We start from the raw sequence: 25,940 nt of genomic DNA on the forward strand, positions 1-25,940 counted from the left end.
CCCGGTTCGCGTCCCGGCAGGACGACTCACCGCAGATGAAGATGATCGCGGCACTGCGCAACCAGTTCGGCGGTCACGCCGTCGAGAAGGCTTAGCGGCAGTCATGGGTGATCTTCTTCTCGTCCGGCACGGCGAGACCGAATGGAGCAGGTCGGGACAGCACACCAGCTGGACGGATCTGCCCCTGACCCCGCACGGCGAGGAACAGGCGAAGTCCCTCCTCCCGCTCTTCGCCGGGCGGTCCTGCGTCCTCGTGCTCACCAGTCCGCTCCAGCGTGCGAGGCGGACCGCGGAGCTGGCAGGTCTGACCGGAGCCGTCGTCGACCCCGATCTGCACGAGTGGGAGTACGGGGCGTACGAAGGCGTCGCCACCGTCGACATCCACCGCACCCGTCCCGACTGGTACCTGTGGAACGACGGGGTGCCGCCCGGCCCCGAGGGGCACCCCGGCGAGTCACCCGCCGACGTGGGCGAGCGCGCCGACCGTGTGCTCGCCCACGCGGCGAAGGCACTCGACGAGGGTGACGTGGTCATCGTGGCCCACTCCCACTTCCTGCGCGTCCTGACCGCCCGCCGACTGGGCCTGCCCGCTTCGGACGGGCGTCTGTTCCGGCTGGACACGGCCACGGTGAGCAGGCTGTCCACCGAGCACGGCCGCCCGGTCCTCGCGGAGTGGAACGCCAAGCCTTAGCACCAGTGACCGCGCCTGTGACCCCACCCGGCCCGGGCTGCAGTACGTCGCCGAACTCGCTCAACACCCCTGGTGGAGCGAGGGCGTTGACGTAGTGGCCCGGGCCGGGTCCGGTGCGTCGGTCTCCCGCCGGCCCCTTTCCTGCCGTAAGCAGGGGCGGCCACCGCGCCCGGAGACGAAAGGCCGGGGCGCAGCCCCGTCTTTCAGGGGCGCGGGGAACTGCGCGCCCAGCCGCATCCGGCCCGCGGTCGACACTCCCCGGCCAACCCCGCCGCGTCCTGCTGTGGCTGCTGTGGAGCCGGGGTCCTCACGGGGCGCCGGCCGAGCGACGCAGACGTCCGGGCAGCCGTCCGACGTGCGCCGATCCGTCGCGTACCCGGCGACCGGCGGACGCCGCACGGCCCCCGTACATCGGCGGGAACCGTCGCTGCGGGCGCCCCGGGCCGCCGGTAGCGTGCTGGCCCCTGTCCCGTACGCATCCGTATGCATTCGTACGAAGGAAACGACCGATGGCCGAGACCGGGCAGCACGATCAGCGATACGAACAATACGAAGGCGGCAGCCCCGAGGCGGAACGGCCGGTATTCGAGCGGCTGGCCCGGGAAATCATGAAGGTGCAGGTCAGGAACCGGCGGGCCGGAGGCGGCGGAATCGCCCGTGCCATCCATGCCAAGGCCCCGCTGGGCGTGGAGAACGCGCGGCTGCGCTTCCACGACGATCTCCCCGCCGCCCTGCGCGTCGGCTTCGCCCGGCCGGGCGCCGACTATCCGGTGACGCTGCGCCTGTCGAACGCGAGCGGTGTCCGGCAGGGCGACGGCGCCCCGGACCTGCGGGGCGCGGCCCTGCGGGTGCGGGTCTCGGACGAGGAGAGTCACGATCTGCTCGCCACCAGCCATCCGGTGTCGCACGCCCGCAACGCGCGGGAGTTCGTGGCCTTCGCCAAGGCGATGGCGGGTGCCCGGAGCCCGCTCCAGAAGGCGTTCGGGCTCTTTGTGAAGCTCCCTCTCGCGGTGGGTCTCGGAACCGCGAACCGGATGCGGCGCAACGTCCAGGCGGCCACCCGGGGAGCCGTCGACTCCCTGGCCACCCAGACGTACTGGAGCCGCGGGGCGATGCTCTGGGGCGAGGCGGGACCGGTGCGGTATCTGCTGCGCCCGGCCGCCGGCTCTCCTCGGATGCCCCCGCCGGACCGGCGCGATCCCGACTTCCTGCACCATGAGATGGCCCGCCGCCTCGCCTCGTCGGACGTCGCCTTCGAGCTGTGCGTCCAGCGGTACGTGGACGAGGTGCGCACCCCGGTCGAGGACACCTCGGTGGAGTGGAACGACGGCCTCGCACCGCCGATCGCGGTGGCCCTGCTCACCGTGCCCGGCCAGGACCTCGACGACGCACAGGCGCGGGCGGCCGCCCGGCGGGTCGAGGACCTGGTGTTCAACCCCTGGTACACCACGGACGACTTCCGCCCCCTGGGCAATCTCAACCGGGCCCGCAAGGCCGCCTATCAGGCGAGCGGCGCTCATCGGTCCGGGCTGCGCTTCAGCACCGAGGAGCCGCCGCGCAACCGGATCCTCGGCCGGCCCGTCGGGGCCGCCTTCTCGCTGCTGAACCGGTATGTGCCCTGGCACCGGCTGCCGTTGCAGCTGAGCCTGCTGAACCTGGTGTTCCTGCGGAAGGTGCTGCGCCGGCTGAACCTGATCGACAGCGAGGTCCGTGAGGCACCGCCCAGGACGCAGCCCGTACCGGAGCCGGTCGACGAGCGGCTGCGCACCGAGCGCTCGTACGACGGGTCGTACAACGATCTGTCCGAGCCGAGGATGGGTGCCGTCGGCGCGGCCTTCGGCCGGAACTTCGCACCGGACTACCGGCCGGACCAGTTCGACACGCCCAACCCCGTCACGGTCAGCCGTCAGCTCCTGCGACGTGACAGCTTCCTGCCCGCGACCTCGCTCAACGTGCTGGCGGCCGCCTGGATCCAGTTCCAGGTGCACGACTGGGTCAGCCACCGGCGCCACCCGGCCGGCGGTCCGTCCGTCGAGGTGCCGCTGCCGCCGGGCAGCGACCCCTGGTTCAACACGCCGGGCGGGTCGGCGGAGAACGTGATGCGGTTCGCCGAGAACGAGGGGCTCGAACAGCCCGGCAACCGGCCCCCGGTCCTGTTCGGGAACATGGCCTCGCACTGGTGGGACGGTTCCGAGGTGTACGGCGGCGACGAGGCGACCGCCCGCTTCCTGCGGGAGCCCGACGGCGGCGCGAAACTGCGGCTGGAGAGCGGGCACCTGCCGGGCGGGCAGAACGGGATTCCGCTCACCGGGTTCAACGAGAGCTGGTGGATGGGCCTCAGCGCGATGCACACCCTGTTCGCGCGGGAGCACAACGCGGTCTGCGACGCGCTGCGCGCCGAGTACCCGTCGATGAGCGAGGAGCGGACCTACCACACGGCCCGGCTGGTGGTCTCGGCGCTCATCGCGAAGATACACACGGTGGAGTGGACTCCCGCGATCCTCGCCACGGAGGCGATCGACATCGGGCTGAAGACCAACTGGCAGGGCCCGCCGAAGAACTGGCTGAACCAGCTGGGTCTGTGGCTGCTGGAGGCGCACTCGCTCAAGGGCATCCCCCGGACGCTGCCGGACCACCACGCGGCGCCGTACTCGCTGACCGAGGACTTCGTCACGGTCTACCGCATGCATCCGCTGATCCCCGACGACTTCGAGCTGCGCGAGCACCACTTCGGGCAGCGTCTGGAGACGGTCGGCTTCATGGACATCCAGGGCGGCGCGGCCGAGTCGCAGATCCGCAAGACAGGTCTGGTGAACGCGCTGTACTCGTTCGGGATCGCCCACCCCGGCGCGATCACCCTGCACAACTACCCGCGTGCGCTGCAGAAGTTCGAGCGGGACGGCGAGATCATCGACCTGTCGGTGGTGGATCTCGTACGGACCCGGCGGCGTGGCGTGCCGCGCTACAACGACTTCCGCGCGGGCCTGCACAAGCAGCGCATCCGCTCCTTCGAGGAGCTGACGCAGAGCGCCGAGTCGCTGGCCCGGCTCAAGGAGGTGTACCGCTCGGTCGACGAGATCGACACGGTGGTGGGCCTGTTCGCCGAGAACCCGCCGGCGGGCTTCGGCTTCAGCGACACGGCCTTCCGTATCTTCATCCTGATGGCGACACGGCGTCTGCAGAGCGACCGCTTCCTGACCGTCGACTACCGGCCCGAGATCTACACCCCGCTCGGCATCGACTGGGTCGAGAAGGGCGGCATGGACTCCGTCATCCTGCGGCACTGCCCCGAGCTGGCCGCGCTGCTGCCGCGCGACGCGAGCGCCTTCGCGCCGTGGCGGACCGTCCGGCCGACGGGCGACGGAGGCTCCGGTGACACAGGCTGAGCCCCGCTCCGGGCACCCGGGGCTCGACGACCTCCTGGCGCGGCCTCTCCTGGAGACGCTCTGGCGCCGGCGCACCCACCGGGTCAGCCGGGGTGCGTCGGTGCCGGCCGGGTCCATGAGCCACCGCTCCACGCATCCTCCCCTGCCGCTGTCGGAGCTGGAGGAGGCGGTACTGATCGCGCTGACCGGCGCCACCGGACTGACCATGCCCGACCGTCCCTTCGAGGACCCGCGGGACAACAAGCCCATCATGGCCAAGCCCAACCTCACGATGGCGGGCCGCACCGCGGGCAGCCCGGACAACGCGCAGGGCACCCACTTCTTCATGATCAACGACTCGGGTACGTACTACCTGCGCAGGCTGGAGCCCGCCCCGCACGAGCCCTTCGACGCCCGGACGCTGGTCGCCAGGGCCCGGGAGGCCAAGGTCCGGGTCCTGGACCACCGCCTGGACGTCGCCGAGGGGATGCGCGACTTCCCGGCGTACCTCGACTCGGCTGCAGGCGCACCACGTGGAGGACGAGTACTACGACCGCTTCTTCGTGAACGGGCTGACGCCGGCGCACCGCGAGCACGCCGGCGTCTGGGACGGCTGACCGGTTCTCAGAACAGCGGCGGTACGGCGCAGTCGACGAGGCTGGGGCCGGGCTCGGACAGGGCGCGGCCCAGCAGGTCGGTGAACTCCTCGGCGGTGATGGCCCGTTCGGCGGGTACGCCCATGCCGCGGGCCAGGGCCACGAAGTCCAGGTCGGGCCGGGACAGGTCCAGGAGTGCGGTGGCGCCGGGGCCCGGGGCGGCCGCGCCGACGGACCGCAGTTCCAGATCGAGGATCGAGTACCGGCGGTTGTCGAACAGCACGGTGGTCACGTCGAGTTGCTCGCGGGCCATGGTCCACAGTGCCTGGATCGTGTACATGGCGCTGCCGTCCGCCTCCAGTGCGAGCACGGGCCTGCCGGGTTCCGCGAGCGCGGCTCCGACGGCCACGGGCAGTCCCTGTCCGATGGCGCCGCCGGTGAGGGTGAGCCAGTCGTGGGGCGGGGCGCCGGCCGTCGCGGCGGGCAGCCAGATGCCCGAGGTGTTCGCCTCGTCGACGACGATCGCGTCTTGCGGGAGCAGCGCGCCGATCGCCGCGGCGGCGCTCTCGGCAGTCAGGGCTCCGGTGGGCGGCCCCGGCCGCAGCGGCGCCTGCGGTATGGGGGTCACGGCGCTCTTCATGAGGTCCGCGAGCGCCTCCAGTGCGGCCGTCGCGTCCTCGGTGCCCGTGGCCGCCGACAGCACCTCGCAGCCGTCCGGAATGATCCGGCCGTTCTGCCCCGGATACGCGAAGAACGTCACCGGTTCCGTCGCCCCGGCCAGCAACAGCAGGCGTGTGCCCGCCAGTTGGGCGGCTGCGTCGGACTCCCGGTAAGCGAGCCGCTCGACCGGGGGCAGTCCGGCGCCGCGTTCCAGGCGGGCCGGGAAGGTCTCGCACAGCAGCCGGGCGCCGGTCGCGGCGGCGATCCGGGCGGCCGCGCGCAGGCCACGGCCGTTGGCCGCCGCGCCGCCGAGAAGCAGGGCGGCGGGCTCGGCGGAGCGCAGCGCCACAGCCGCCTCCTCGATCGCCGCCGAGGACACGGCTCCGGGGCGCGGCCCGGTCCGGACCGGTGCCTGACCGGCTTTGCCCACCTCCGACCAGGACACGTCGGCAGGCACCAGCAGGGTCGCCACCGAGCCGGGCGGCCCGTAAGCGGCGGTGACGGCCTCGGCCGCGTCGGCGGCGAGGTCGGTGGCGCGATACGTGCGCCGGGTCCACCCGGAGACGGTGCGCGCGAGGGAACCGATGTCGGACTCCAGCGGCGCGTCGAGCCGTTTGTGGTGCAGGGCGTGGTCACCGACGACGTTCACGACGGGGGTGCCGGCGCGGCAGGCGTTGTGCAGGTTGGCCAGGCCGTTGGCGAGTCCGGGGCCCAGGTGCAGCAGTGTCGAGGCCGGTTTGCCCGTCATGCGTCCGTAGCCGTCGGCCGCGCCCGTGGCCACGCCTTCGAAGAGGCAGAGCACACCCCGCATGCGTGGCACATCGTCCAGGGCGGCCACGAAGTGCATCTCGGAGGTGCCGGGGTTGGCGAAGCACACGTCGACGCCGGCGTCCACGAGACCTTCGACCAGGCTCTGCGCTCCGTTCGGCATGGTGTTCCGCCTCTGCGCTCGGTTGCTCACGTGGTGGTGCGTTCTCGTGCCCGGTTCGCGCCCCGTCACTGGGCGCGGGTGCCAGTCTCACGAGGTTCGGAGCACGGCGTCAGCCAGGATTTCGGACAGCCGGACAACCCGACAGCCCGACAGCCCGAACGCCGGCTCAGCGCAGCGGCCTCCGTACGTGTTGCGCCGCCAGCCGCACCGGGGCGTTCTGCGCGCCGTAACCGCGGTAGCCGGCGTCGCGCTGGACCAGTTCGAAGAAGACCCGGCCGATCGTCTCCGTATAACAGTGGCGGAAGGCGCCGTCCGCGTCCCGGTCGTAGAGGATGCCGAGTTCGCGCAGGGTCGCCAGCTCGCCGTCGGCGAACTCGTACCTGGCCGCGAGGTCGTCGTAGTAGTTGGCGGGGATCTCCAGCAGCCGGCCGCCCGCGGCACGGAAGCGGCGGGCGGCCGTCACCAGGTCGTCGGTGGCGAGCGCGATGTGCTGGGCCCGGCCGCCCTCGTCGGCGCTCGGGGCAGGGCCCACACCGAGGGCGATACGGACGCTGCCGTCGGCGTTGGTCACGGCACGGCTGCGCAGGAGCCCGTACGGGTCGGCGACGTCCACGCTCTCCTGGGCGCCGAGTCCGAGGACACTGCGGTGGAAGAGCGCGGCCTCGTCGAACTGGTGCCAGGGCTGGGTGAGAGCCAGGTGGTCGATGCGGTGCACACCGCCCGCGGCCGGCGCCGTGTGCTCGACGGCCGCGAAGTCGCTGGTCCAGCTGGGCAGTCCGGGCCGGTCGGTGGCGCAGAAGAAGAGTTCCGTGCCGTCGGGTGCGGCGACGGCGTCCAGGGTCACGTCCTGCGGGGCGCGGCGACGCGGCAGCACGGGCGCGAGCAGCGACTCGGCACGCCGGGCGGCGCCCTCCGGGTCCGGCGACTCCAGCCCGACGGCGGCGAGTTGCGTACCGTCGCGGCGGGCACCCGGACCCGTGTTGAGCAGCACTCGGGCTTCACCCTGCTGCCACAGGTCGACCGGCTTGCTGCGGTGCCGGGCGGTCCGGGCGAAGCCGAGCGCTTCGAGGAGCTCCGAGACCGGTTCGACGTCGGGGGTGACCAGTTCGGCGAAGGCGATACCGGTCGGCACGACGGGGGCGGGCGGTTCGGTGAGGCCGGCACTCTCCTGGAGGACCAGGAGCGAACGCAGCGCGTCGACGGCGGTCGGTCCGGCCTCGGCCTGCCGGAAGACGTCGTTGAAGACTTCGAGGGAGAGCGGCCCCCGGTAGCCTGCCCGGACCACCTGCCCGACGAGCCCTGCGACGTCGAATCCGCCCTGCCCAGGGAAGCAGCGGTAGTGACGGCTCCACTGCAGTACGTCCATCGCCATCAGCGGGGCGTCGGCCAGCTGAAGGAAGAAGATCTTGTCGCCGGGGATGTGCGCGATTCCTTCGAGGTCCTTGGGGTCGGAGCTCCGGGCGAGGATGTGGAAGCTGTCCAGACAGGTGCCGAGCGCCGGGTGGTCGGCGGCCTCGATGATGCGCCAGGCATGGTCGTACGTGCTGACGTGCCGGCCCCATGCCAGCGCCTCGTAGGCGACGCGGATACCGAAGCCGTCGGCCAGCTCGGCGAGACGGCGCAGGTGGAAGGCGGCGAGGGCGTCGTCGTCGACGGCGAGCGGCGAGACGCTGGAGCATACGAGGACGGTGTCCGCGCCGAGCCGCTCCATGAGCCGGAACTTGTGCTCGGCCCGGCGCAGGTTGCGCTCGAACTCGTCCCCCGGCACGGCCTCGATGTCACGCATCGGCTGATAGAGGTCGATGCTCAGCCCGAGATCGGCGCAGCGGGCGCGGATCTCCTCCGGGCCGAGGGGACTCGCCAGCAGATCGTTCTCGAAGATCTCCACGCCGTCGAACCCCGCCCGAGCGGCAGCGGTGAGCTTCTCGGTAAGGGCCCCACTGAGAGACACGGTGGCAATGGACGTACGCACGTTGCTACTCCTCCGCTTCCACTTTTTTTCAGGGGCGCGGGCTGTGCCACTCTGCGGCTCCGCCGCGTGGACGCCCTCAGCTCGGTACGGGGGCGGCACCGGCGGCACCCGCCAGCTCCTCGATGTCCGCCAGCATCCGCACACTGTCCGGCTCCCTTCCCGTGAAGAGCCGAAACGCGTCCGCGGCCTGGAACACAGCCATCCCCCCGCCGTCGAGCACCGCACACCCCGCTTCCCGGGCCGCACGCACCAGCTCGGTCTCCAACGGCCGATAGACCACCTCGGCCACCCACAACCCGGGACGCAGCGAATCTGCCGCGAACGGCAGCCCAGGATGCGCGGCCATCCCCGTGGGCGTGGCGTGCACGACCCCGTCCGCGCCGCCGAGCAACGCGGGCAGCCGGTCGTCCGGCGCGGCCGCGACCGCGCGCCCCGGCCCGAAGTGCCGGTTCAGCCCTGCGGCCAGTTCGGCCGCCCGGTCCGGCAGCGCGTCCACGACGGTGAGATGCCCGGCGCCGAGCGTGAGCATGGCGTGCGCGACGGCCGCCCCCGCGCCCCCGGCGCCCCACTGCACCACCCGCTCCAGCGGAGCGTCGGGCAGCCCGCGCGCGAAGGACGCCGCGAACCCGGTGACATCCGTGTTGTGTCCGACCGCGCGACCGTCGTCGAAGACGACGGTGTTCACCGCACCGAGCGCCTCGGCCTGCGGGGCCAGCGCGTCGAGGTGCTCGATGACGAGCTGCTTGCACGGGTGGGTGATGTTCAGCCCGTCGAAACCCAGGTCCCGGGCGGCGCGCACCAGCTCCCCGACCGCGTCCGGCGCGACGCCCAGCTCGTCGATGTCGATGCGTCGGTACAGATAGCGCAGACCCTGCCGGTCGGCCTCCCGCTCGTGCAGGACGGGGCTGAGCGACGGCCCGATGCCCGCGCCGATCAGTCCGACGAGATACGAGTCCTTGACCACGGCGACCACGGCGGACCTCCTGAGCGGCTCACTAATGTACGAACTAGTACGTTAGCTATACCAGCATCCCGCGGTCACGGGAAGGCCCGTCGGACAGCGGGCGCCGCACGTCCGGACGCGCCCGAACCGCGCGTCGGCGCCTGCTTCTACAATCGCGGGCACTGGCCCCTCGCCCGAAGGAACCCGATGACCAGCGTCGAAGAACCGGCAAGGCCGAACGGGCGCACCCGCGACGCCGCCCGCACGAGGGCCGAGATCCTCGACGTCGCGACGGGGGAATTCGCCCGGGCCGGCTACGACGGCGCACGGGTCGACGAGATCGCCGCCCGCACCCGGACCACGAAGCGGATGATCTATTACTACTTCGGCGGCAAGGAACAGCTGTTCACCGCCGTGCTGGAGCGGGCGTACGGCGTCATCCGCGAGGCCGAGCGAGGGCTCGACGTCGAACACCTGGACCCGGTCGCGGCCATCCGGCGGCTGGCGGAGCTGACCTTCGACCACCATGAGGAGCACCCGGACTTCATCCGGCTGGTCACCATCGAGAACATCCACGGGGCCGGGCACATCGCCGCTTCCGCGAAGCTCGGCAAGATCGGCTCGCCCGCTCTGGACGTGATCCGCCGCATCCTGGAGTCGGGGCGCGAGTCGGGCCTGTTCACAGCCGACGTCGACGCCGTGGACCTGCACGCGATGATCAGCTCGTTCTGCTTCTTCCGGGTCGCCAACCGGCACACCTTCGGCGCCCTGTTCGGCCGCGACCTGGTCGACCCCGCCCAGCGCGAGCACTACCGGAGCATGCTCGGCGACATGGTCATCGCCTATCTGACGGCGGACCGCGCGGTGCGCTGAGCGCGGAGCTCTCGGAGCCCGCGTCCGAACCCCCGACCGGGCACCCGGCGACGCGGGATTCTTCCCGTACGACCCCTTGACACCCGGGAAACGTGCGCGCAACATCCGTAGCCAAGCCACTACTAACTATCCAGTGGGTTAATTAGCCGGGTAGCACCCGGCGCGGCCGTCCCATCACCCCCAGGGATCCGGCGCTTCTCCCCTCCGCACGCCCCGCCCCTCTGCTCACTCCCCTCACGCCGCTCACTCCGCCTACGTTGGAGTTCCCCCCGAAGGAGCACCGCCGTGTCCGTCCCCGCAGCACCCCTCGACGCGCCACCCGGCCAGCCCAGGAAGGCCGCGACGGCCGCCTGGATCGGCAGCGCGCTGGAGTACTACGACTTCTTCATCTACGGCAGCGCGGCCGCGCTGATCTTCCCCGACGTCTTCTTCGACGAGTCGGACCCGGCCACCGCGACCCTGCTCTCGCTGGCCACGTTCGGTGTCGCGTACGCGGCCCGCCCGGTCGGGGCGCTGTTCCTCGGGCACTTCGGCGACAAGGTCGGCCGCAAGAAGATCATGGTCTTCACGCTGATCCTGATGGGCCTCTCGACGTTCCTCATCGGCTGTCTCCCGACGCGCGACCAGGTCGGCACACTGGCGCCCGTACTGCTGGTCCTGTGCCGCGTCCTGCAGGGCATCTCGGCCGCGGGCGAGCAGGCCAGCGCCAACTCCATGTCACTCGAACACGCGCCGCCGGACAAACGCGGTTTCTTCACCAGTTTCACGCTCAGCGGCACCCAGGGCGGCCAGCTCCTCGCCACCCTGGTGTTCATCCCGGTCGCCGCCCTGCCCGAGGACCAACTCCTCTCCTGGGGCTGGCGTGTCCCGTTCTGGATGAGCATCGCGGTCGCCGTCGCCGGCTACGTCATCCGCCGCACCCTCCAGGAGACGCCGACCTTCACCCAGCAGGCCGCCACCGAGGGCGTCGCGAAGATGCCCCTGGCCGTGCTGATGCGCGAGCACTGGGCGGATGTCCTGCGGGTGGTCGCGGCCTCCCTCGTCGCCTCGGTCAGCACGATCTTCACGGTGTGGGCACTGGCGTACGCGACCAGCGACTCGGTCGGGATGGACCGCACGTCCATGCTGTGGGTGGGCGCGCTCGCCAACCTCGTCGCGCTCGGCGCGATCCCCCTGTGGGCCACCCTGTCCGACCGCATCGGCCGCCGCCCGGTCTTCCTGATCGGCGCCGCGGGCAGCGGCGTACTGATGTTCCTCTACCTGTGGGCGATCTCCACGGGCTCGTACCCGCTGGTCCTGGTCCTCGGTATCGTCACCTTCGGAGTCGTCTACAGCGCCGCGAACGGCGTCTGGCCGTCCTTCTACGGCGAGATGTTCTCCACCCGGGTCCGGCTGTCGGGCATGGCCATCGGCACGCAGATCGGCTTCGCGGTCGCCGGCTTCGCGGTGACCTTCGCCGCGCAGATCGCGGGTCCGGACGGAGACGACTGGCTGTCCGTGGCCCTGTTCACGGCCGCCCTGTGCGTCCCGCCGGTGATCGCCGCACTCACGGCACGCGAGACACACACGGTGCCGACGGAACGGCTGGGCGAACGGGTGCCCCAGGATTCCACCGCGGACCGGGCGAAAATACCGGCCTGAGCCGCCCGCTCCTTCAGCCCGTCCGGCGTTTGAGGACGAGGCCGTTCAGGCCGATCCGGGGGTTCGGGGGCGGAGCCCCTGAGTGACGGGAATGGGAAGGGGCGGCGGGGGCGAAACCCCCTCCGGCCATCCGAGCCCCGGGCAGCGGGCAGCGGGCAGCGTCAGCCCACGGAGACCAGCGTGAGCCGCGGCTCCCCGCGCGAGTCCGCCTCACCGAGCACCGCAGTGAAGGCGCCCGCACGCACCACCAGCCCCTCCTCCCCCCGCTCGCAGACCACGTCCAACGGCTCGGCCGCCACAGACCCGTACCGCACGGCGAACACGTCGAGGCCCTCCGGCGCACCCGGCGCGGGCCCCACCTCCAGGGCGGTCGTCGTCCGAACGTGCCGCCACCCGGCGTCCGGGTCCCCGTACCCGCGCGGATCGGCAGCCAGCTCGAACGCGGCCTGCTGCTGCGTGAGTTCGCTCCGCGCGTCGAAGGAGTCCGGACTGTCCGGCCGAGGGTGGGTCAGCCGCAGCTCACCGACCGCCGCGACGAGCGGAGAGTCGCCCACCCGCCGGAACCGGTCGCCGTCCGCGGTGACGTACGGCATCCCCGCGAGCAGGTACCGCTCCCCGTCGAGCCGTTCGACGATCACGGTCATCCACAGCCGCGTGCCGTCCGTGACGTACAACGACCGCACCTGCCGCAGCACATGGTCCCGGCCGACGACGGGCTTGGTCACCAGCTTGGCCGCGAGCCCCCCGACGCGGTGGTCCGCCACCCGTACCGCGCCCATCGGGCGGCACAGGAGGAAGCCGTCCGTGACGGGCCCGAAACCGTGCTGGCGGTTGACGGCGGCCGCGATGAGCGCCGTACCGCCGGCCTCGATCACCGAGGGCGTCATCCGGTCGTCGAACGACACCGTGACCGTGCCGGACCGCAGTTGGTAGCAGGCGGGCGCCGTGCTCGGGGTGCGGTGCCAGCCGGCGGTGTCCTGGATCTGCCAGACCAGCATGAACGCGAAGTGCCCGTCGACGCCGCCGTCGGCCCCGACCGCGTGCCTGCTCCAGCGCGCGTCCCCGGCGTAGCGCCCGATGTCCGCGCCGATACGGCGGCCGAAGTACCGCAGCCCGAGCACGGATTCGAAGGCGGAGTGCTGCTCGCTGTAGCGCGGGCCACCGATGTCGAAGCCGCTCCCGCAGACCCGCGCGTCGATGTAACGGGCGAGCGTGTCGCCGTCCTCGGCGAAGACCTCCTCGCCGCTGACCCGGTGGGCCTGGGCGAGGAAGGACAGGGAGATCGGCCCGTAGTTGTTGTCGTACGCGCCGCCGTGCTCCGGAGGCAGCGGCGCGCCCCGGTCCCGTACACGCCGGTCCCGGATCTCGTCGAGGTACAGGCGCAGGGCCCGCAGCCGGACCGGCCCGCCCTCCTCGGGCGGGAGATGACGGGCGAGCATCAGCCCGCCGACGACACAGCCGATGGCCTGGTTCGCGGCGTCCTGCGGGTTGAACACCGTGGCCTCGGTCAGCCAGCGCCAGTATCCGCCCGCCACGCCCAGGAGTTCGCGGTACTGCTCCTCGTCGACGAGCCCGTCCGACGCGTCGAGGACGTTGACGGCCTGGAGCAGCGCCCACACCGTGCTCGGCCAGTCGCCTACGGGATGCGCGCCCGCCTCCAGCACGTAACGGGCGTACGGGAGCCCGGAGTCGCGTGCTGTCAGGTTCGGGTAGCCGGGGTTGTCCTCGGTGAAGACGCGCGCGCCCAGGTGAAAGGCGAGGCTGCGCCGTACCGCCTCCGGCAGGCGCGGGTCCTTGGTGCGGTGCCAGGCGAGCGCGAGCAGGGACGTGATACCGAGCGAGGTGTCGCCGATGTCGTCGCCTGCGGCCGGGTTCTCCAGGTTGCCCTCGGGGGTGAGCCGGGCCAGGGCCGTCTCTGTGACACCGGCCAGTACGGCGTCGTACGCGGCCGGGTCGTCCGCGAGGCCGTGCAGCGGGCCGCGCTGGTGGAAGAGGTACACGTACTAGCCCTTCATACCGGAGGTGGCCAGGCCTTCCACGAGCCTCTTCTGGAAGATGAGGAAGCAGATGAGCGTGGGCAGGAGGGCGAGCGTCGACATGGCGAGCATCGGGCCGTACGAGGAGCCACTCGTCTGGTCCAGGAACAGGGTCAGGCCGAGTGGGACGGTGAACTTGTCGTTCTGCTGGAGGTAGACGAGCTGGTGCAGGAAGTCGTCGTACGTCCAGATGAAGGTGAAGATCGTGGTGGTGATCAGCGCCGGCTTCATCAGCGGCAGGATGATCTTCCAGTAGATCTGGAAGGGATTGGCGCCGTCCATCATGGCCGCCTGGTCCAGTTCGCGCGGGATGGAGCGGATGAACTGGACCATCAGGAAGATGAAGAAGGCGTCCACCGCGAGGAACTTCGGCACGATCAGCGGCAGGAACGTGTTGATCCAGGTCAGGTTGTAGAAGATCGTGTACTGCGGGATCAGGACGGCCTGCGTGGGCAGCATCAGTGTGCCGAGCATCAGGCCGAACCAGATCTTCTTGCCGCGGAACTCGAAGCGCGCGAAGGCGAAGGCGGCCAGCGAGCAGGAGATGACGTTTCCGATCACCGCACCGATCGTGACGATCAGCGAGTTGGTGATGTAGAGGGAGAAGGAGTTGCCGGAGCCGCTCCACCCCTCGGAGTAGTTCTCCGGCCGCAGCGAGCTCGGGATGAGCCCCGGCTGGGTGAAGATCTCGGTGTCCGGCTTCAGTGAACTGCTCAGCATCCACAGCAGCGGGTACAGCATGACGATCGCCACGCCGAGGAGCACGGTGTGGATGAAGATACGGCGGGAGCCGGTGGCGGAGCGCAGCCTGTTCAGCGGCGACTTCGTGGCGCGGGCCGGGGTGATGGCGGACATGGGGATGGAGGACTCCTCGCTCGGACGTCAGTCAGGCGTCAGTCGTCGTAGTGGACCCAGTAGCGGCTGGCGATGAAGTTGACCGCCGTGAAGCCTGCGATGACGAGGAACAGCACCCAGGCGAGCGCCGATGCGTATCCCATCTCGAGGTCGGTGAAGCCCTTCTTGTACAGGTAGAGGGAGTACAGCATGGTCGAGTTGAGGGGTCCGCCGGAGCCGTTGCTGATGACGAAGGCGGGGGTGAACGTCTTGAACGCGTCGATGATCTGCAGGACCACGTTGAAGAAGACGATCGGTGTCAGCAGCGGCAGGGTGATCCTGAAGAACCGGGTGACGGGCGTGACGCCGTCGATCGCGGCCGCCTCGTACACGTCCTTCGGCAGTTGCTTCAGCCCGGCGAGGAAGATGACCATCGGGGTGCCGAACTGCCAGACGGCCAGCAGAATCAGCGTGTAGAGCGCGGTGTCGGGGCTGGAGATCCAGTCCTGGCCCTCGATGCCGAACCAGGCGAGGAAGTCGTTGAACAGGCCGTCGCCGCCGAAGACCTGCCGCCACACGATGGCGACGGCCACCGCCCCGCCGAGCAGGGACGGCAGGTAGAACGCGGCCCGGTACAGGCCGATGCCCCGCAGATCCCGGTTGAGCAGCATCGCCACGCCGAGGGCGAGTGCCAGCTTCAGCGGCACCGAGACGACGACGTACAGGAGCGTGGCGTGCACCGAGTCCCAGAAGACCGGGTCCTCGGTGAACATCTTGTCGTAGTTGTCCAGCCCGACCCACTGCGCCGGCGTCAGCAGGTCGAAGTCGGTGAAGGACAGGTACAGCGAGTCCAGCATCGGGTAGATCGTCAGCCCGAACAGGCCGATGAACCAGGGAGCCAGGAAGGCGTACGGCCACCAGCCCCCGCCCCGCCGTCTGGCGAGGCGGCGGCGCATACGGTCACGCTCCCGCTGGTCGGACGGGGTGGAAGGAGCAGCCTGCTCCTTCACGACCTCGTCGCTCTTCGCGGCGGTCATACTCATCTCTCCCTGACCCTCTCGCATCGTGCTGATGTGCGGCGGAGGCTGAGCGCGTCCTCCGAAGTCCGGTGCGACACCGGCGCCCTTTGGGGGCGCGGGCACCAGCACCCTTCAGCGGCGCGGGCAACGGCGCCTTTTAGGGGCGCGGGGAACTGCGCGACAAGCCCCCACCGGCCCGCAGGTCCCGACGACACCCCACCCGAAGCGGCCGAAGCAGAGCTTCAGTCCCCCAGAATTCCGGCCGACTGATCGAAGAACTCCCCGAGCTGCGCTTTGATCGACTTCTTGCCGAAGGCCACCGCCAGGTTCGACTGGAACAGCAGATCCCAGACCTGGTCGGCCCCCTGCGGCGGAGGCGCGGGCGCCGCGAGCGCGTCGGTCGCCTTGCCGACCCGCTGCGCGATGTAGTCGGCGTTCTCCATGTTCAGCTTGTCCGTCTCGGTCAGGCCCGAGGCGATCAGGTCGCGGGCCTTCTCCGTCGGCGGAATACCGCGCAGCAGCTGCATGGTCTTGATGGCCGTCGCGTCCTGGGCGAAGTACGACATGATCTTCACCGAGTCGGCGATCTTCTTGCTGGCCTTCGTGGCGCTCAGCAGCACACCGCCGTTGACGAAGTTGCCCTCGCGGGCGCCGGAGAAGTCGCCCTGTGGGGTGGGCAGGAAGTCCAGCTGCGCGTCGGTGATGGAGCCGCCCGCGCCGTAGACACCGGAGTCGAAGGTGAAGAGGGCCTTGCCGATGACGACCGCGTTCTTGGTGAGGTCGTTGTGCGCGGCGGAGGTGATCGCCGGCGGCGGGGAGGCATTGACCTTGCGCATGTCGGCCCAGTACTCCCACCACTCCTGGAGGGTGTCGGCGGTGAAGCCGAGCTTCTTGCCGTCCGCGGTGAAGAAGGTCTGGCCCTTCTCGCGGGCGAAGACCTCGAAGCACTGGAGGGTGGAGCCGCCGCCGTCGTCGACGCCGTAGATCTCGCCGCCGCTCTTCTTGTGGACGTCCCTTGAGATCTTCTTCAGGTCCGCCCAGGTCCATTCGCGGTCGGGCAGCTTCAGGCCGAGCTTCTCCAGGCCGGTGCGGTTGACTGTGAGCTGGTTAACCCCGATGCCGGACGGGACGCCGTAGAGCTTGCCGTCGACGGTGCCGGCGGCCAGGAGCGTCTTGGCGAAGCCGGTGAGGTCCAGGCTCTTGCCGACGTAGGAGTCGATCGGGGCGAGGACGCCTTTGCGGGCGTACTGCGCGACCAGCGCGGTGTCCATCTGCAGCAGGTCGGGGGCGCTGCCACCGGCGATGTTGGTGTTGAACTTGTCGAAGTACCCGTCGTACCCGGAGTAGGTCGGCCGGATCTTGATCTTCGGGTTCTTCTTCTGGAAGGCGGCCAGCACCTTCTTGTAGGCCGCGTGCCGGTCGTCGCTGCCCCACCAAATCATGGTCAGGTCGCTGCTGGTGCTGCCGGCGCCGGTGCCTGAGCTGCAGGCGCTCAGTGAGGTGCCGAGTGCGCCGGCGACTGCGATGCCGCTCGCGGAGCGGAACAGGGTTCTGCGCGAGATCTGGTGACCCACCGGGTCCTCCTGGAGGTGCGTGACGGATCCCCTGGCCGTCGAGCGGCTCGGGTCTTTTCCCTGGGGTGATGCCTTCCGGCGTGCGGCCTCGCCCGGCCGCATCGCTCTTGAGGGTGGGGATCCCCGGCCTTGAGCCGCAGCCGCACGAGCGCGCCCTCGTACGGCTGCCGTACGTCGCGTACGGCGGGACGCCTCACCCGGGGCCGGGTCCCGCCGGCCATGGAAAGCGCTTGTCCGGACATTGGCAGACCTGCGGCTGACCCGTCAATGCCTGACTCGCACACCACCGGTCACGGTTTCGATTCCATGGGCCACGGCAAGGCGGCTCGCACCCGCCACGGTGCCGCTGTCACCGACCATGCTGCTGACCACCTCGGTGGGCCAGCTCAGCCGCGCCAGTTCGGCCCGTACACCGGGCAGGAGCTGCGGAAACGCGCCGACGGCGCCGCCCAGCACGATCAGCCCCGGGTCCAGCACCGCGACCACGGCGGCGGCGAGCCGGCCCACGTCCGCCGCATGGTGGCCGACCACGGCACGGGCCGTGGCGTGCCCCTCCTCGGCGAGGACGAAGAGCCGCTCGGGAGTGCTGGGGCGAGGGCCGTCGGCGCCCTGCCAGGCTTCTTCGGCCCTGCGCAGGAGCGAGCCGGAGCCCATGCGCTCCTCCACGGCCTCCCGGCGCGGTTCGCGGCCGTCGTCCCAGGGGTAGGGCAGCCGGGCCAGCTCACCCGCGGCGCCGTTCGCTCCACGCAGCACATGGCCTCCTATGACGATGCCGAGACCGATGCCCACGCCTATCCGCAGATAGCCGAACGAGTCGCGGCCGCGGGCGGCGCCTTCCTGCAGTTCGGCGAGCGCGGCGCAGTTGACGTTGTTCTCCACGTGGACGGGAACACCCGGCGGCAACGCGACGGTCATGGCGTCGAAGACGGGGCCCGCCTTGGCGGTCGCGGGTCGCACGCCGGTGCCTTCCCTGTCCCGCTGCGTGACGTCTCCGACAGCGACGACGACGGCACGCAGCGGGGCTCCGGCGGGCAGGGCGTCGAGGACCCCGCGCACCGTGTCGGCGGAGTCCGCGCGGGGTCCGGTGCCCCGGGCGAGCAGGGTGCCGTCCAGGGCGCAGCCGCGCACCTGTGTGTGGGTGGGGCCGAGATCGACGGCGAGTACGGCGCCCGCGGCGGGGCCGAGTCCGTAGACGGCGGCGGACCGGCCGGTGCCGCCGGACGCCGTGCCGGAGCAGGCGGCGAGCTCGGCGGTCTCCAGCTCGGCCACGGCCGTGGAGACGGTCGGCTTGGACAGACCCGCGCCGGCCGCCAGCTGCGGGCGGGTGGCGGTGCCCGACGCGGCCAGTACGGCGAACACCGCTCGGGCACTCTCGCTCAGGTTCATGCTCTCCCTCAGGTCATGCCGCAGCGGCCAGGGCGTTTCCGTTGGATCTTCGCGGCGTCGCGGCGTCGCGGAGATCCATCAGAAGCCCCCCGGTGGTTCGCCGTTCGCCGTCTGTGGCAACCGTTGTACGGCATGGGTTCCACAACCCTTGACGCACCCTACTTCGTTAGTTAACTTCCTAACGAACTCGTGCGGTACTCGCCTGCCGCACCCTCCCGAAGCCCGTCCCGGGGCTTCCCTAACCACCATTCGCAGGCTCCGCCCGGCCCGGCGTTCGCTTCCCACGCGCGCACCGCCCATGGCGTACGGCGCACCGACGAAAGAGGATCCGTGCCGGACTCCATGCCCGTCGCCGTCGGTATCGACGTGGGCGGCACCAAGACGCATCTGCGCGCGGAAGCCGGTGTCCGCCCCGACTCCGGGGCGGACACCGGCTCCCGGGCGACCACCGGCTCCGGGCCGGGCACGCCGGTCGCCGATCACGTCACGATGGTCGCCGATCACGTGCGGACGAGCACGGGTTGGCGGCCGCACGATCCCGCGGCGGCCGCCGCCTGGCTGGCCGCGCTGATCGACGACGCGCTGCCCCGGGGCACCCGCCCCGCCGCGGTGGCCGTCGGCGGCCACGCCTGCGAGACACCTCGCCAGTGCGAGGAGATCCGCTCCGCTCTCCACGCGCTCGTCCAGACGCCCGGCCGTCACGTGCCCTGCCGTGTCGTCGGCGACGCCGAACTCCTCGTACCCGCGGCGGGTCTGGACAAGGGCGTGGGTCTGGTTGCCGGTACCGGTTCGGTCGCGGTGGGCCTGCTGGCCGACGGCACCGGGATCCAGGTCGGCGGCTGGGGCGCGGTACTGGGCGACGAGGGCGGGTCGGCCGGTCTCGTACGCGAGGCGGCGCGGGCTCTCTGGGCGGCGCACGACCGCGGCGAGCCGCCGGACGCCCTCGCGGACCGGCTGACCGCCGCGTTCGGAGTGCCCGAAGTACCGGCCCTGGGCGCGGCGTTGGAGAGCGCTACCGATGTCTCCGCGGAGTGGGGACGCCATGCCCCCAATGTGTTCGCGGCGGCCGAGGACGGCTCGTCGCTCGCCCTTGGAGTGATCGCCGAGGGCGGCCGGGCTCTGGCGTCGCTCGTCGTACGACTCGCCCGACGCGGGGTCCCCGTGGACGACGTGGTGGTGGCGGGTGGCGCGGTGCTCGGCCGACCGGTGCTGTACGAGGCGTTCACCGCCGCGCTCGCCGAGACGTTGCCGGCGGCACGGCCGCGGCCGCTGCGGGTTCCACCGGTCGAGGGAGCCGTGGCACTGGCCCGGGCTCTGCTGTGAGGCGGCGCGGCCGGACGGCACAAGGCGTGGGCCGGACGGCACCATTCGTGTGCGTTCAGCGCCTTGTGCCGCTCCGGCCCGGTCCGGTCGTCTCTCCCGTCCCCCTCGTGCAGCCTGTCCCGTCATCCCTCCCACCGTCTGTCCCGTCGTCTGTCCCCGTCACGACTCCAGCAGGATCAGAAGGAGAGGCATTTCCATGCCCGGTGCGCACCCCCGTCCCCGTCCTCCTCGTAGCGGTTCCGGTATCGACCGGCGCGTGTTCCTGCGCGGTTCGGCCGGTGTCTCGGCCGGACTGATAGCGGGTCCCGCGGTTGTGGCGTGGCCGACCCCCGCATCGGCATCGACGTCGGCGTCGATATCGGCGGCGGCATCGACGGGGACGGCTGCCGCCGTGAACACGTCCGTCGCCTTCGTGGACTCGTACGCCACCAACGTCGTCGGCAACCTGACCTCCGAGACCAACGCGGCCATGCACATCCTCGACGGCTTCGCGCGCATCTGGAAGACGGGCGCGACCTGGGACACCGGCACCCCGCTGATGCCCGAGATCCTGCGCGCCAACATGCGGTACTGCGCACGCGTCACCCGCCTCCGCACGGAGGCCGAGGCCCGGACGGCGTTCGTCCAGGACCGTCAGCACCAGAGTTACGCGGTGATCGCCGGCCTGGGCCCGCTCGCCGACCTGTACCGGAACGGGGCGAAGGCCGTCACCGGCATCACCTCGGCACCGGACGGCGTTCCGGCGGACCGGATCAACGACACGCTCCCGGCCGACGCGCCCGCGGGCTCCGCACTGGGCGCCGGCTCCCACACCTCGGACCTCGGCAAGGTCGCCGAGCTGGTCGACACGGTCCGCGGCCCGTTCGCGTCGAGCAACCCGTCCAAGCTCGGCTACCAGTACCCCCGCCCGTGGCGCATGAACGAGAGCAACGAAATCGTCGGCACGGGCAGGACCGACGAACTGGGCTTCCCCGTCTACGAGTCCGACGTCGTGGTCGTCCCCCAGCTACTGAGGCAGCGCGGCACCGACCCGGCCGACGACGGGGGCTTCACCAGCGGCCACACGAACGCCTTCTGCCTCGCGGCACTCGCCATGGCGTACGCGGTCCCCGAGCGGTTCCAGGAGCTGATGGCCCGCGCTTCCGAACTCGCCCACACCCGGATCGTGTCGGGCATGCACTCCACCGTCGACGTGGTGGGCGGCCGTGTCCTCGCCACGGCTCTCGCGGCGGCGGCGCTCACCGATCCGGCGAACGCCGGCCTGAAGGCCGCGGCCCGCGCCCAGGCCGCCGCCTACTTCCAGGAACGGACCGGCACGACCGCGGACACCCTCTACGCCTACGCGCACTCGGCGGGCCCGGACACGGATCCGTACGCCGACCGCGCCGTCAACTGGGCGTCGGTCGAGCCCCGGTTGACGTATGTACTGCCCAAGCGGCCCGCGCACGACCGCATGAGCGTGCCCAAGGGCGCCGAGGTCCTGCTGGAGACGCGCCTGCCCTACCTCTCCGCGGCCCAGCGGCGCGAGGTGCTGCGGACGACCGCGCTGCCCGCCGGCTACGTGCTGCTGGACGGCTTCGAGAAGTGGGGGCGGCTGAACCTCTTCGCCGCCGCCGACGGGTACGGGGCCTTCGACGGCGACGTGCACGTCACGCTGGACGCCGCCGCCGGGGGCTTCGGCGCCGCCGACACCTGGCGCAACGACATCGGCGGCCGGGGCGCGCTCGTCAAGCGCGGCAGCGGCACGCTGTCACTCACCGGCGCCAACGAGTACTCCGGCGGCACCACACTGGAGCAGGGCGTCCTCGCGACCGGTTCGGCCAACGCCCTGGGCCGCGCCGACGTACGCGTGAAGGGCGGGACGCTGCGGGCGACTTCACCGCTTCGGGTGCGGGGCGCGTACACCCAGGCGTCCGGTACGACGCTGGAGGTGACGCTCGCGGGCGACCGCGAACCGGCGTTGAAGGTGAACCGTCGTGTGCTGCTCGGCCGGGACACCAGGCTCGTCGTACACCTCGACCACGTCGACGGCTCGCACCGCCCGCGGAGGGGCACGATCCTTCCGGTGATCGAGACACGGACGCTGCAGGGCCGGTTCGCCGACATCACGGTGGACGGATTCCGCGCCGAGCCCGTCTTCACGGCGCGCGGCCTGTCCGTACGGCTCACCTGATCACCCCTGGCGGCTCGTCAGTGGCCTTCCATGGCCCACGCCCTGCTGCCGTCGGACGGTGCGTCGGCCGCGCCCGGGGCGGCCAGCCAGTCGGCCACGGCGGCCGCTATGGGCTGGCCCGACTCGATCTGTACGAATCCGAACTGGCCGGACTGGTTGCACTCCAGGAACCACCACATTCCGTCGTCGTCCTCCGCGAAGTCGAAGGCGCCGAAGGCCAGTCCGGCCTCCTGGAGATAGACACGCACCCCGGCGGCGACGGACGACGGCGTGTCCACCGCGCGCCACGGCGCGTCGGAGGTGGCGAAGCGTACGTCCACCTCGTCGGGGTCGGCGTCCGGTGCGACCGCCTTACGGGCGGCGAAGATCCGGTCACCGACGCAGGTCAGCCTGATGTCGGCCCGCTTGGCCACCCGGCGCTGGAGCAGGGTCGGGCCGAAGGCGACGGCCGCGAAGTCGGTGCCGGGTGCGACCCGGCTGGTGGGCACCGCCCTGGGCGGTTCCTGCGGGTGCGCGCCCGAGACGGGCTTGACCACCAGGTCCGGAAAGCGGATGGCGAAGTCGCGGGCGGCCTGCGGGAACGTGGTGATCAAAGTCGCGGGTACCGGCAGCCTGCTGCGCTGGGCCAGGTGGAGCTGCCAGGGCTTGTGGCGGGCCCGGCGGGCCGCGTCGGGGTGGTTCATCCAGCGCGCGTCGGTGGAGCGCAGCATGCCGAAGAGCGCCTGCGCGGACTCCTCGGTCAGCCAGTCGGAGGGCTCCGCGGTGTTGCTCGCGGGCGCGCCGGGCCTGCGGACCCAGACGGACCGCAGCCCGCTCATGCTCACCAGCCGGCCGCCGGCGGACAGATGCCCGCGAAAGCCGCCGCGCACGTACTCGCCGGACAGGGCCACCGGGCCGGGCAGGTCCGCGGGGTCGAGGCGGACGACCGGGACGCCGTGCCCGTCCAGTTCCGCCAGCACCATGTCCGCGGTCACATCCTGTTCGCACGTCAGGATCAGAACCGTCATCGTCAGGGGTCCGGATTCAGTCGTCGAAGTGGGTCTTTGAGCCCGCGGTGGAGGTCGTGGACCCCAGCTCCCGCAACACGGCGTAGTCATGAGCGGCGAGCCGCCCGTCCGGGAGTACGTTCAACTGCAGTCTGGAGTCGTAAGCGTACGGAACGCTGACCTCCAACTGCTGGGCCGGACGGGCGTAGTTGAGCGCGAACGGTCGCATCGGTTCTCCTTGCTCGGTGCGGACCCGCCCAAGCGGATCGTGACGCTCCGGCATCACGGTACCCGGCGGGCCCACAGGGCTTCCACGGAGATATACGAATCGAACTGGAGAATGGTTGCCTCACGCTGCGTAGTCACAGAAGCGGTATCACTCGTGACTCGTTCGAGCTGGGCCGATCCTGCGTACCCAAGGCAGCCACGCACCATGCGTGACGCGCGTCCTGAACCTACGGATCCGGAGCCGAGCCGCGGTTCAGCGCACGCGCGCACACCCGTGCGCGTCGAACGTCTCGCGCGCCCGCCGGGTGCCCGGGCCGGGCGGTTCCCTGCGCGCACAGGAACGCGGGACTTCGCACACACGCGGCCGTGACCATGGATTTCACTCGGCGGGCGCCTCCCTCGTACCGCGTTCGGCCTCTCGCCAGGGACATGCCTAGAGGGGACCGGAGCGCTCCGGAGAAGGAGGTGAATCCGGTCGCGGCCGACCCGCGTTGGCGGAACGGGAGCCACTCGAACCGGTTCACCGCCCGGCCGGGTGGACAATCGGCGGCGGTCTGTTTTCCGAGGAGCTGACTCCCGGCTCTCACCGCGGGTGTGTCGTACATCTCATGCCTTACAGCCCGCACGGCGACATCGGGAGCCGCCCCACCGCTTCCCGACCGTGGTCGGGCGTGTGCGCAGGGTGGTGTCGGACACCACTTCCGGTCCGCGGCGTGAAGTCGGCTTCTGGGCGGGCGAGTTCGGCCGTACGACGGACGTGGTGCTGCGTGCTACGTGGGTGTGGGTGTGGGCCACGACCACGGGCAGTCCGGCTACAGCTTTCTGTGCCGAGCGCACGGCCTTGACGGGGGCGCCGAGTTCGGCGGCACGCAGCCTCTGGCGAGCCGGCCGGTGACCGGGTCGAGGGCACTGATCGCGCTGATCGCGGCGTGCATGATCGGCGGCCCGGCGGCCGCGTTGCCCGGATCGATACTGCCGGATCGATACTGCCGGACTTGGCGACGGCCCCGGTGTCCGCGGACCGGGTGAAACTCCCGGCCGCCGCGCGCCGCGGGGGAGGTCTGCGGCGCGCGGAGCGGCTGCGGGCGAGGCGGGGTCGGGCAAGGGACGGGCAGGGTCGGGTCGGGTCAGACGCGGTGGCCCACCACGGCGTCCAGGTGGGGCAGGTCGTGGTCCAGGCGCTCGCGCTTGGTCCGGAGGTAGGTGATGTTGTCGTCACAGGGCGGGATCAACAGCGGTACCTGCGCGTCGACCCTGATGCCGTTGCGGACCAACGCCTCCCGCTTGCGCGGGTTGTTGGACAGCAGTCGCACCGAGCGGACGCCGAGGTCGTGCAGGATGTCCGCGCCCACGCTGTAGTCGCGGGCGTCCACGGGCAGTCCGAGCGCGAGGTTCGCCTCGACCGTGTCGAGACCCTCGGCCTGGAGCTTCATCGCCTTCAGCTTGGCCAGCAGACCGATGCCCCGGCCCTCGTGCCCCCGGAGGTAGATCAGGATGCCGCGGCCCTCCGCCGCTATCTCCCGCAGCGCGTTGGAGAGTTGTGGGCCGCACTCGCAGTGCCGGGACCCGAACGCGTCGCCGGTCAGGCACTCGGAGTGGAGCCGGGTGAGCATTCCCTCCTCCCGGATGTCACCGTGGACGAGAGCCACTTGTTCGTCTCCGCGGGTACGGTCCAGGTAGCCGACGGCCTGGAAATCACCGTACACAGTGGGAAGCGGGGCAGTCACGACCCGCTCGGCACCTGAGGACCGGGCTTTCCCGGCGAGTACGCCATCTATTTCTGTCATGATCCTGGTTCCTAAGCAGAGACGAAAGGTCGCGAGAATATGGTCAATTCGGGCGGTTCGGAAATACGACTCACAGTGTCAGGGCCGTTGCCGGCTGACACCACGGAGGATGTACGGGCACGAGGCGCCGGTGTCGCCCGGCAGGTCGCCGTACTCCCCGTGGGCAGCTTCGAGCAGCACGGCCCTTATCTTCCGCTGTCGACCGACACGCTGGTCGCGTGTGCGATCGCCCGGGAGGTCGCTGCCGCATTCCCCGTTCATCTCCTTCCTCCGGTGACGATCTCCTGCTCGCACGAACACGCGGCCTGGCCGGGAACGGTGAGCATTTCCTCCGTGACACTCCATGCGGTGGTGCGGGACATAGCCGATTCGCTGCGTCGGTCGGGCGTCGAGACCCTCGTTCTGATCAATGGTCATGGCGGAAATTACGTGCTGGGCAATGTCGTTCAGGAATCCTCCGCCGCCGGTGCGCGAATGGCTCTGTTCCCGGCGGTCGAGGACTGGGAAGCGGCGCGGGAGGCGGCCGGGGTGGAGACCTCGCTGCTCACTGATATGCATGCGGGGGAAATTGAGACCTCCATTCTGCTGCACACCAATCCGGAATTCCTCAAGCCTGGTTACGAGACCTCCGACTTCGTCGCCGACGACCGTCGGCAGATGCTCTCCCTCGGCATGTCGGCCTATACCAGGTCCGGTGTCATCGGGCGCCCTTCGAGGGCGTCCGCGGGGAAGGGGAAGGAACTTCTGGCCTCGCTCGCCGACTCCTTCGGAGCGTACTTCTCCCTGCTGACATCGGAGTCCGGCGTCCCGCCGGTCGCAGATCCGCGCTGAGCGTCTCCGTTCCTGTCCCTGTCCCCGTTGCCGTCCCTGGGCCCGTCGCCGTCCGCGCCGGCCCGGCGCGGGCTGCGCAGTCCCCCGTACC

18 protein-coding genes and 1 pseudogene are annotated in these 25,940 nt (G+C 71.0%); 8 read left to right on the forward strand and 11 right to left on the reverse strand.

What is annotated here, in order from left to right; genetic code table 11:
• The 3 genes and pseudogenes from AB0D14_RS30600 to AB0D14_RS30610 form a co-directional block, all read left to right on the forward strand.
• Positions 1–95 (forward strand): annotated as a pseudogene (locus AB0D14_RS30600) (6-phosphogluconate dehydrogenase); the annotation flags it as partial.
• Positions 96–103: 8 nt separating this feature from the next.
• Positions 104–691, forward strand: a complete 588-nt coding sequence (locus tag AB0D14_RS30605; RefSeq protein ID WP_362785608.1) for a histidine phosphatase family protein — start codon at positions 104–106, stop codon at positions 689–691.
• A gap of 509 nt (positions 692–1,200) precedes the next feature.
• A complete protein-coding gene (locus AB0D14_RS30610; protein ID WP_362785610.1) occupies positions 1,201–4,077 on the forward strand; it encodes a peroxidase family protein in 2,877 nt (958 codons plus the stop codon).
• A 603-nt stretch (positions 4,078–4,680) separates the two neighbouring features.
• On the opposite strand, the gene AB0D14_RS30615 is transcribed toward AB0D14_RS30610, so the two are convergent.
• From AB0D14_RS30615 to AB0D14_RS30625, 3 genes are all read right to left on the reverse strand, one after another.
• Positions 4,681–6,243: an acetolactate synthase large subunit gene (locus AB0D14_RS30615; protein ID WP_362785613.1), complete on the reverse strand. Its 1,563-nt coding sequence runs from the start codon at positions 6,241–6,243 to the stop codon at positions 4,681–4,683.
• Between the two features lie 166 nt (positions 6,244–6,409).
• Positions 6,410–8,215, reverse strand: a complete 1,806-nt coding sequence (locus AB0D14_RS30620; RefSeq protein ID WP_362785615.1) for a TIM barrel protein — start codon at positions 8,213–8,215, stop codon at positions 6,410–6,412.
• Positions 8,216–8,291: 76 nt separating this feature from the next.
• The gene (locus AB0D14_RS30625; protein ID WP_362785811.1) at positions 8,292–9,179 is read right to left on the reverse strand and encodes a shikimate dehydrogenase; all 888 of its coding nucleotides are present in this window, start codon (positions 9,177–9,179) and stop codon (positions 8,292–8,294) included.
• 186 nt (positions 9,180–9,365) lie between these two features.
• Between AB0D14_RS30625 and AB0D14_RS30630 the strand changes: the two genes are divergently transcribed.
• Both AB0D14_RS30630 and AB0D14_RS30635 read left to right on the forward strand, forming a co-directional pair.
• Positions 9,366–10,031 carry a TetR family transcriptional regulator gene (locus tag AB0D14_RS30630; RefSeq protein WP_362785618.1) on the forward strand — a complete coding sequence of 222 codons (666 nt, stop codon included), beginning with the start codon at positions 9,366–9,368 and terminating at the stop codon, positions 10,029–10,031.
• A 285-nt stretch (positions 10,032–10,316) separates the two neighbouring features.
• On the forward strand, positions 10,317–11,672 hold the full coding sequence (locus AB0D14_RS30635; RefSeq protein WP_362785621.1) for an MFS transporter: 1,356 nt from the start codon (positions 10,317–10,319) through the stop codon (positions 11,670–11,672).
• A gap of 161 nt (positions 11,673–11,833) precedes the next feature.
• On the opposite strand, the gene AB0D14_RS30640 is transcribed toward AB0D14_RS30635, so the two are convergent.
• The 5 genes from AB0D14_RS30640 to AB0D14_RS30660 form a co-directional block, all read right to left on the reverse strand.
• Positions 11,834–13,672, reverse strand: coding sequence for a hypothetical protein (locus tag AB0D14_RS30640; protein ID WP_362785624.1), 1,839 nt, complete (start codon positions 13,670–13,672; stop codon positions 11,834–11,836).
• Positions 13,673–13,675: 3 nt separating this feature from the next.
• Positions 13,676–14,563, reverse strand: coding sequence for a carbohydrate ABC transporter permease (locus AB0D14_RS30645; protein WP_362785627.1), 888 nt, complete (start codon positions 14,561–14,563; stop codon positions 13,676–13,678).
• 38 nt (positions 14,564–14,601) lie between these two features.
• Entirely contained in the window at positions 14,602–15,579 is a 978-nt protein-coding gene (locus tag AB0D14_RS30650) for a sugar ABC transporter permease (protein WP_362785629.1), read from the reverse strand.
• 224 nt (positions 15,580–15,803) lie between these two features.
• Entirely contained in the window at positions 15,804–17,135 is a 1,332-nt protein-coding gene (locus tag AB0D14_RS30655) for an extracellular solute-binding protein (protein ID WP_362785632.1), read from the reverse strand.
• A gap of 264 nt (positions 17,136–17,399) precedes the next feature.
• The gene (locus tag AB0D14_RS30660) at positions 17,400–18,521 is read right to left on the reverse strand and encodes an ROK family transcriptional regulator (protein WP_362785635.1); all 1,122 of its coding nucleotides are present in this window, start codon (positions 18,519–18,521) and stop codon (positions 17,400–17,402) included.
• Between the two features lie 330 nt (positions 18,522–18,851).
• Here AB0D14_RS30660 and AB0D14_RS30665 point away from each other — a divergent pair, with 330 nt between their 5' ends.
• On the forward strand, positions 18,852–19,844 hold the full coding sequence (locus AB0D14_RS30665; RefSeq protein WP_362785638.1) for a BadF/BadG/BcrA/BcrD ATPase family protein: 993 nt from the start codon (positions 18,852–18,854) through the stop codon (positions 19,842–19,844).
• Between the two features lie 196 nt (positions 19,845–20,040).
• Complete coding sequence (locus AB0D14_RS30670; protein WP_362785641.1) at positions 20,041–22,017, forward strand: phosphatase PAP2 family protein; 1,977 nt, start codon at positions 20,041–20,043, stop codon at positions 22,015–22,017.
• Positions 22,018–22,034: 17 nt separating this feature from the next.
• Here AB0D14_RS30670 and tgmB read toward each other — a convergent pair whose 3' ends face one another.
• From tgmB to ribA, 3 genes are all read right to left on the reverse strand, one after another.
• A complete protein-coding gene (tgmB, locus tag AB0D14_RS30675; protein ID WP_362785644.1) occupies positions 22,035–23,024 on the reverse strand; it encodes an ATP-grasp ribosomal peptide maturase in 990 nt (329 codons plus the stop codon).
• Between the two features lie 16 nt (positions 23,025–23,040).
• A complete protein-coding gene (gene tgmA / locus AB0D14_RS30680; RefSeq protein WP_055514111.1) occupies positions 23,041–23,232 on the reverse strand; it encodes a putative ATP-grasp-modified RiPP in 192 nt (63 codons plus the stop codon).
• Between the two features lie 1,126 nt (positions 23,233–24,358).
• A complete protein-coding gene (ribA, locus tag AB0D14_RS30685; RefSeq protein WP_362785647.1) occupies positions 24,359–25,018 on the reverse strand; it encodes a GTP cyclohydrolase II in 660 nt (219 codons plus the stop codon).
• A gap of 39 nt (positions 25,019–25,057) precedes the next feature.
• Between ribA and AB0D14_RS30690 the strand changes: the two genes are divergently transcribed.
• Positions 25,058–25,849: a creatininase family protein gene (locus AB0D14_RS30690; RefSeq protein ID WP_362785649.1), complete on the forward strand. Its 792-nt coding sequence runs from the start codon at positions 25,058–25,060 to the stop codon at positions 25,847–25,849.
• The last annotated feature ends 91 nt before the right edge of the window (positions 25,850–25,940 follow it).

Source organism: Streptomyces sp. NPDC048484 (genome assembly GCF_040651415.1).
Lineage (GTDB): Bacteria > Actinomycetota > Actinomycetes > Streptomycetales > Streptomycetaceae > Streptomyces.

What these genes read in the sequence shown, in the direction of transcription:
- AB0D14_RS30605 (WP_362785608.1), top strand. Translation starts at nt 104, where the DNA reads ATGGGTGATCTTCTTCTCGTCCGGCACGGCGAGACCGAATGGAGCAGG.
- AB0D14_RS30610 (WP_362785610.1), top strand. Translation starts at nt 1,201, where the DNA reads ATGGCCGAGACCGGGCAGCACGATCAGCGATACGAACAATACGAAGGC.
- AB0D14_RS30615 (WP_362785613.1), bottom strand. Translation starts at nt 6,243, where the DNA reads ATGCCGAACGGAGCGCAGAGCCTGGTCGAAGGTCTCGTGGACGCCGGC.
- AB0D14_RS30630 (WP_362785618.1), top strand. Translation starts at nt 9,366, where the DNA reads ATGACCAGCGTCGAAGAACCGGCAAGGCCGAACGGGCGCACCCGCGAC.
- AB0D14_RS30645 (WP_362785627.1), bottom strand. Translation starts at nt 14,563, where the DNA reads ATGTCCGCCATCACCCCGGCCCGCGCCACGAAGTCGCCGCTGAACAGG.
- AB0D14_RS30650 (WP_362785629.1), bottom strand. Translation starts at nt 15,579, where the DNA reads ATGACCGCCGCGAAGAGCGACGAGGTCGTGAAGGAGCAGGCTGCTCCT.
- AB0D14_RS30660 (WP_362785635.1), bottom strand. Translation starts at nt 18,521, where the DNA reads ATGAACCTGAGCGAGAGTGCCCGAGCGGTGTTCGCCGTACTGGCCGCG.
- AB0D14_RS30670 (WP_362785641.1), top strand. Translation starts at nt 20,041, where the DNA reads ATGCCCGGTGCGCACCCCCGTCCCCGTCCTCCTCGTAGCGGTTCCGGT.
- tgmB (WP_362785644.1), bottom strand. Translation starts at nt 23,024, where the DNA reads ATGACGGTTCTGATCCTGACGTGCGAACAGGATGTGACCGCGGACATG.
- tgmA (WP_055514111.1), bottom strand. Translation starts at nt 23,232, where the DNA reads ATGCGACCGTTCGCGCTCAACTACGCCCGTCCGGCCCAGCAGTTGGAG.
- ribA (WP_362785647.1), bottom strand. Translation starts at nt 25,018, where the DNA reads ATGACAGAAATAGATGGCGTACTCGCCGGGAAAGCCCGGTCCTCAGGT.
- AB0D14_RS30690 (WP_362785649.1), top strand. Translation starts at nt 25,058, where the DNA reads ATGGTCAATTCGGGCGGTTCGGAAATACGACTCACAGTGTCAGGGCCG.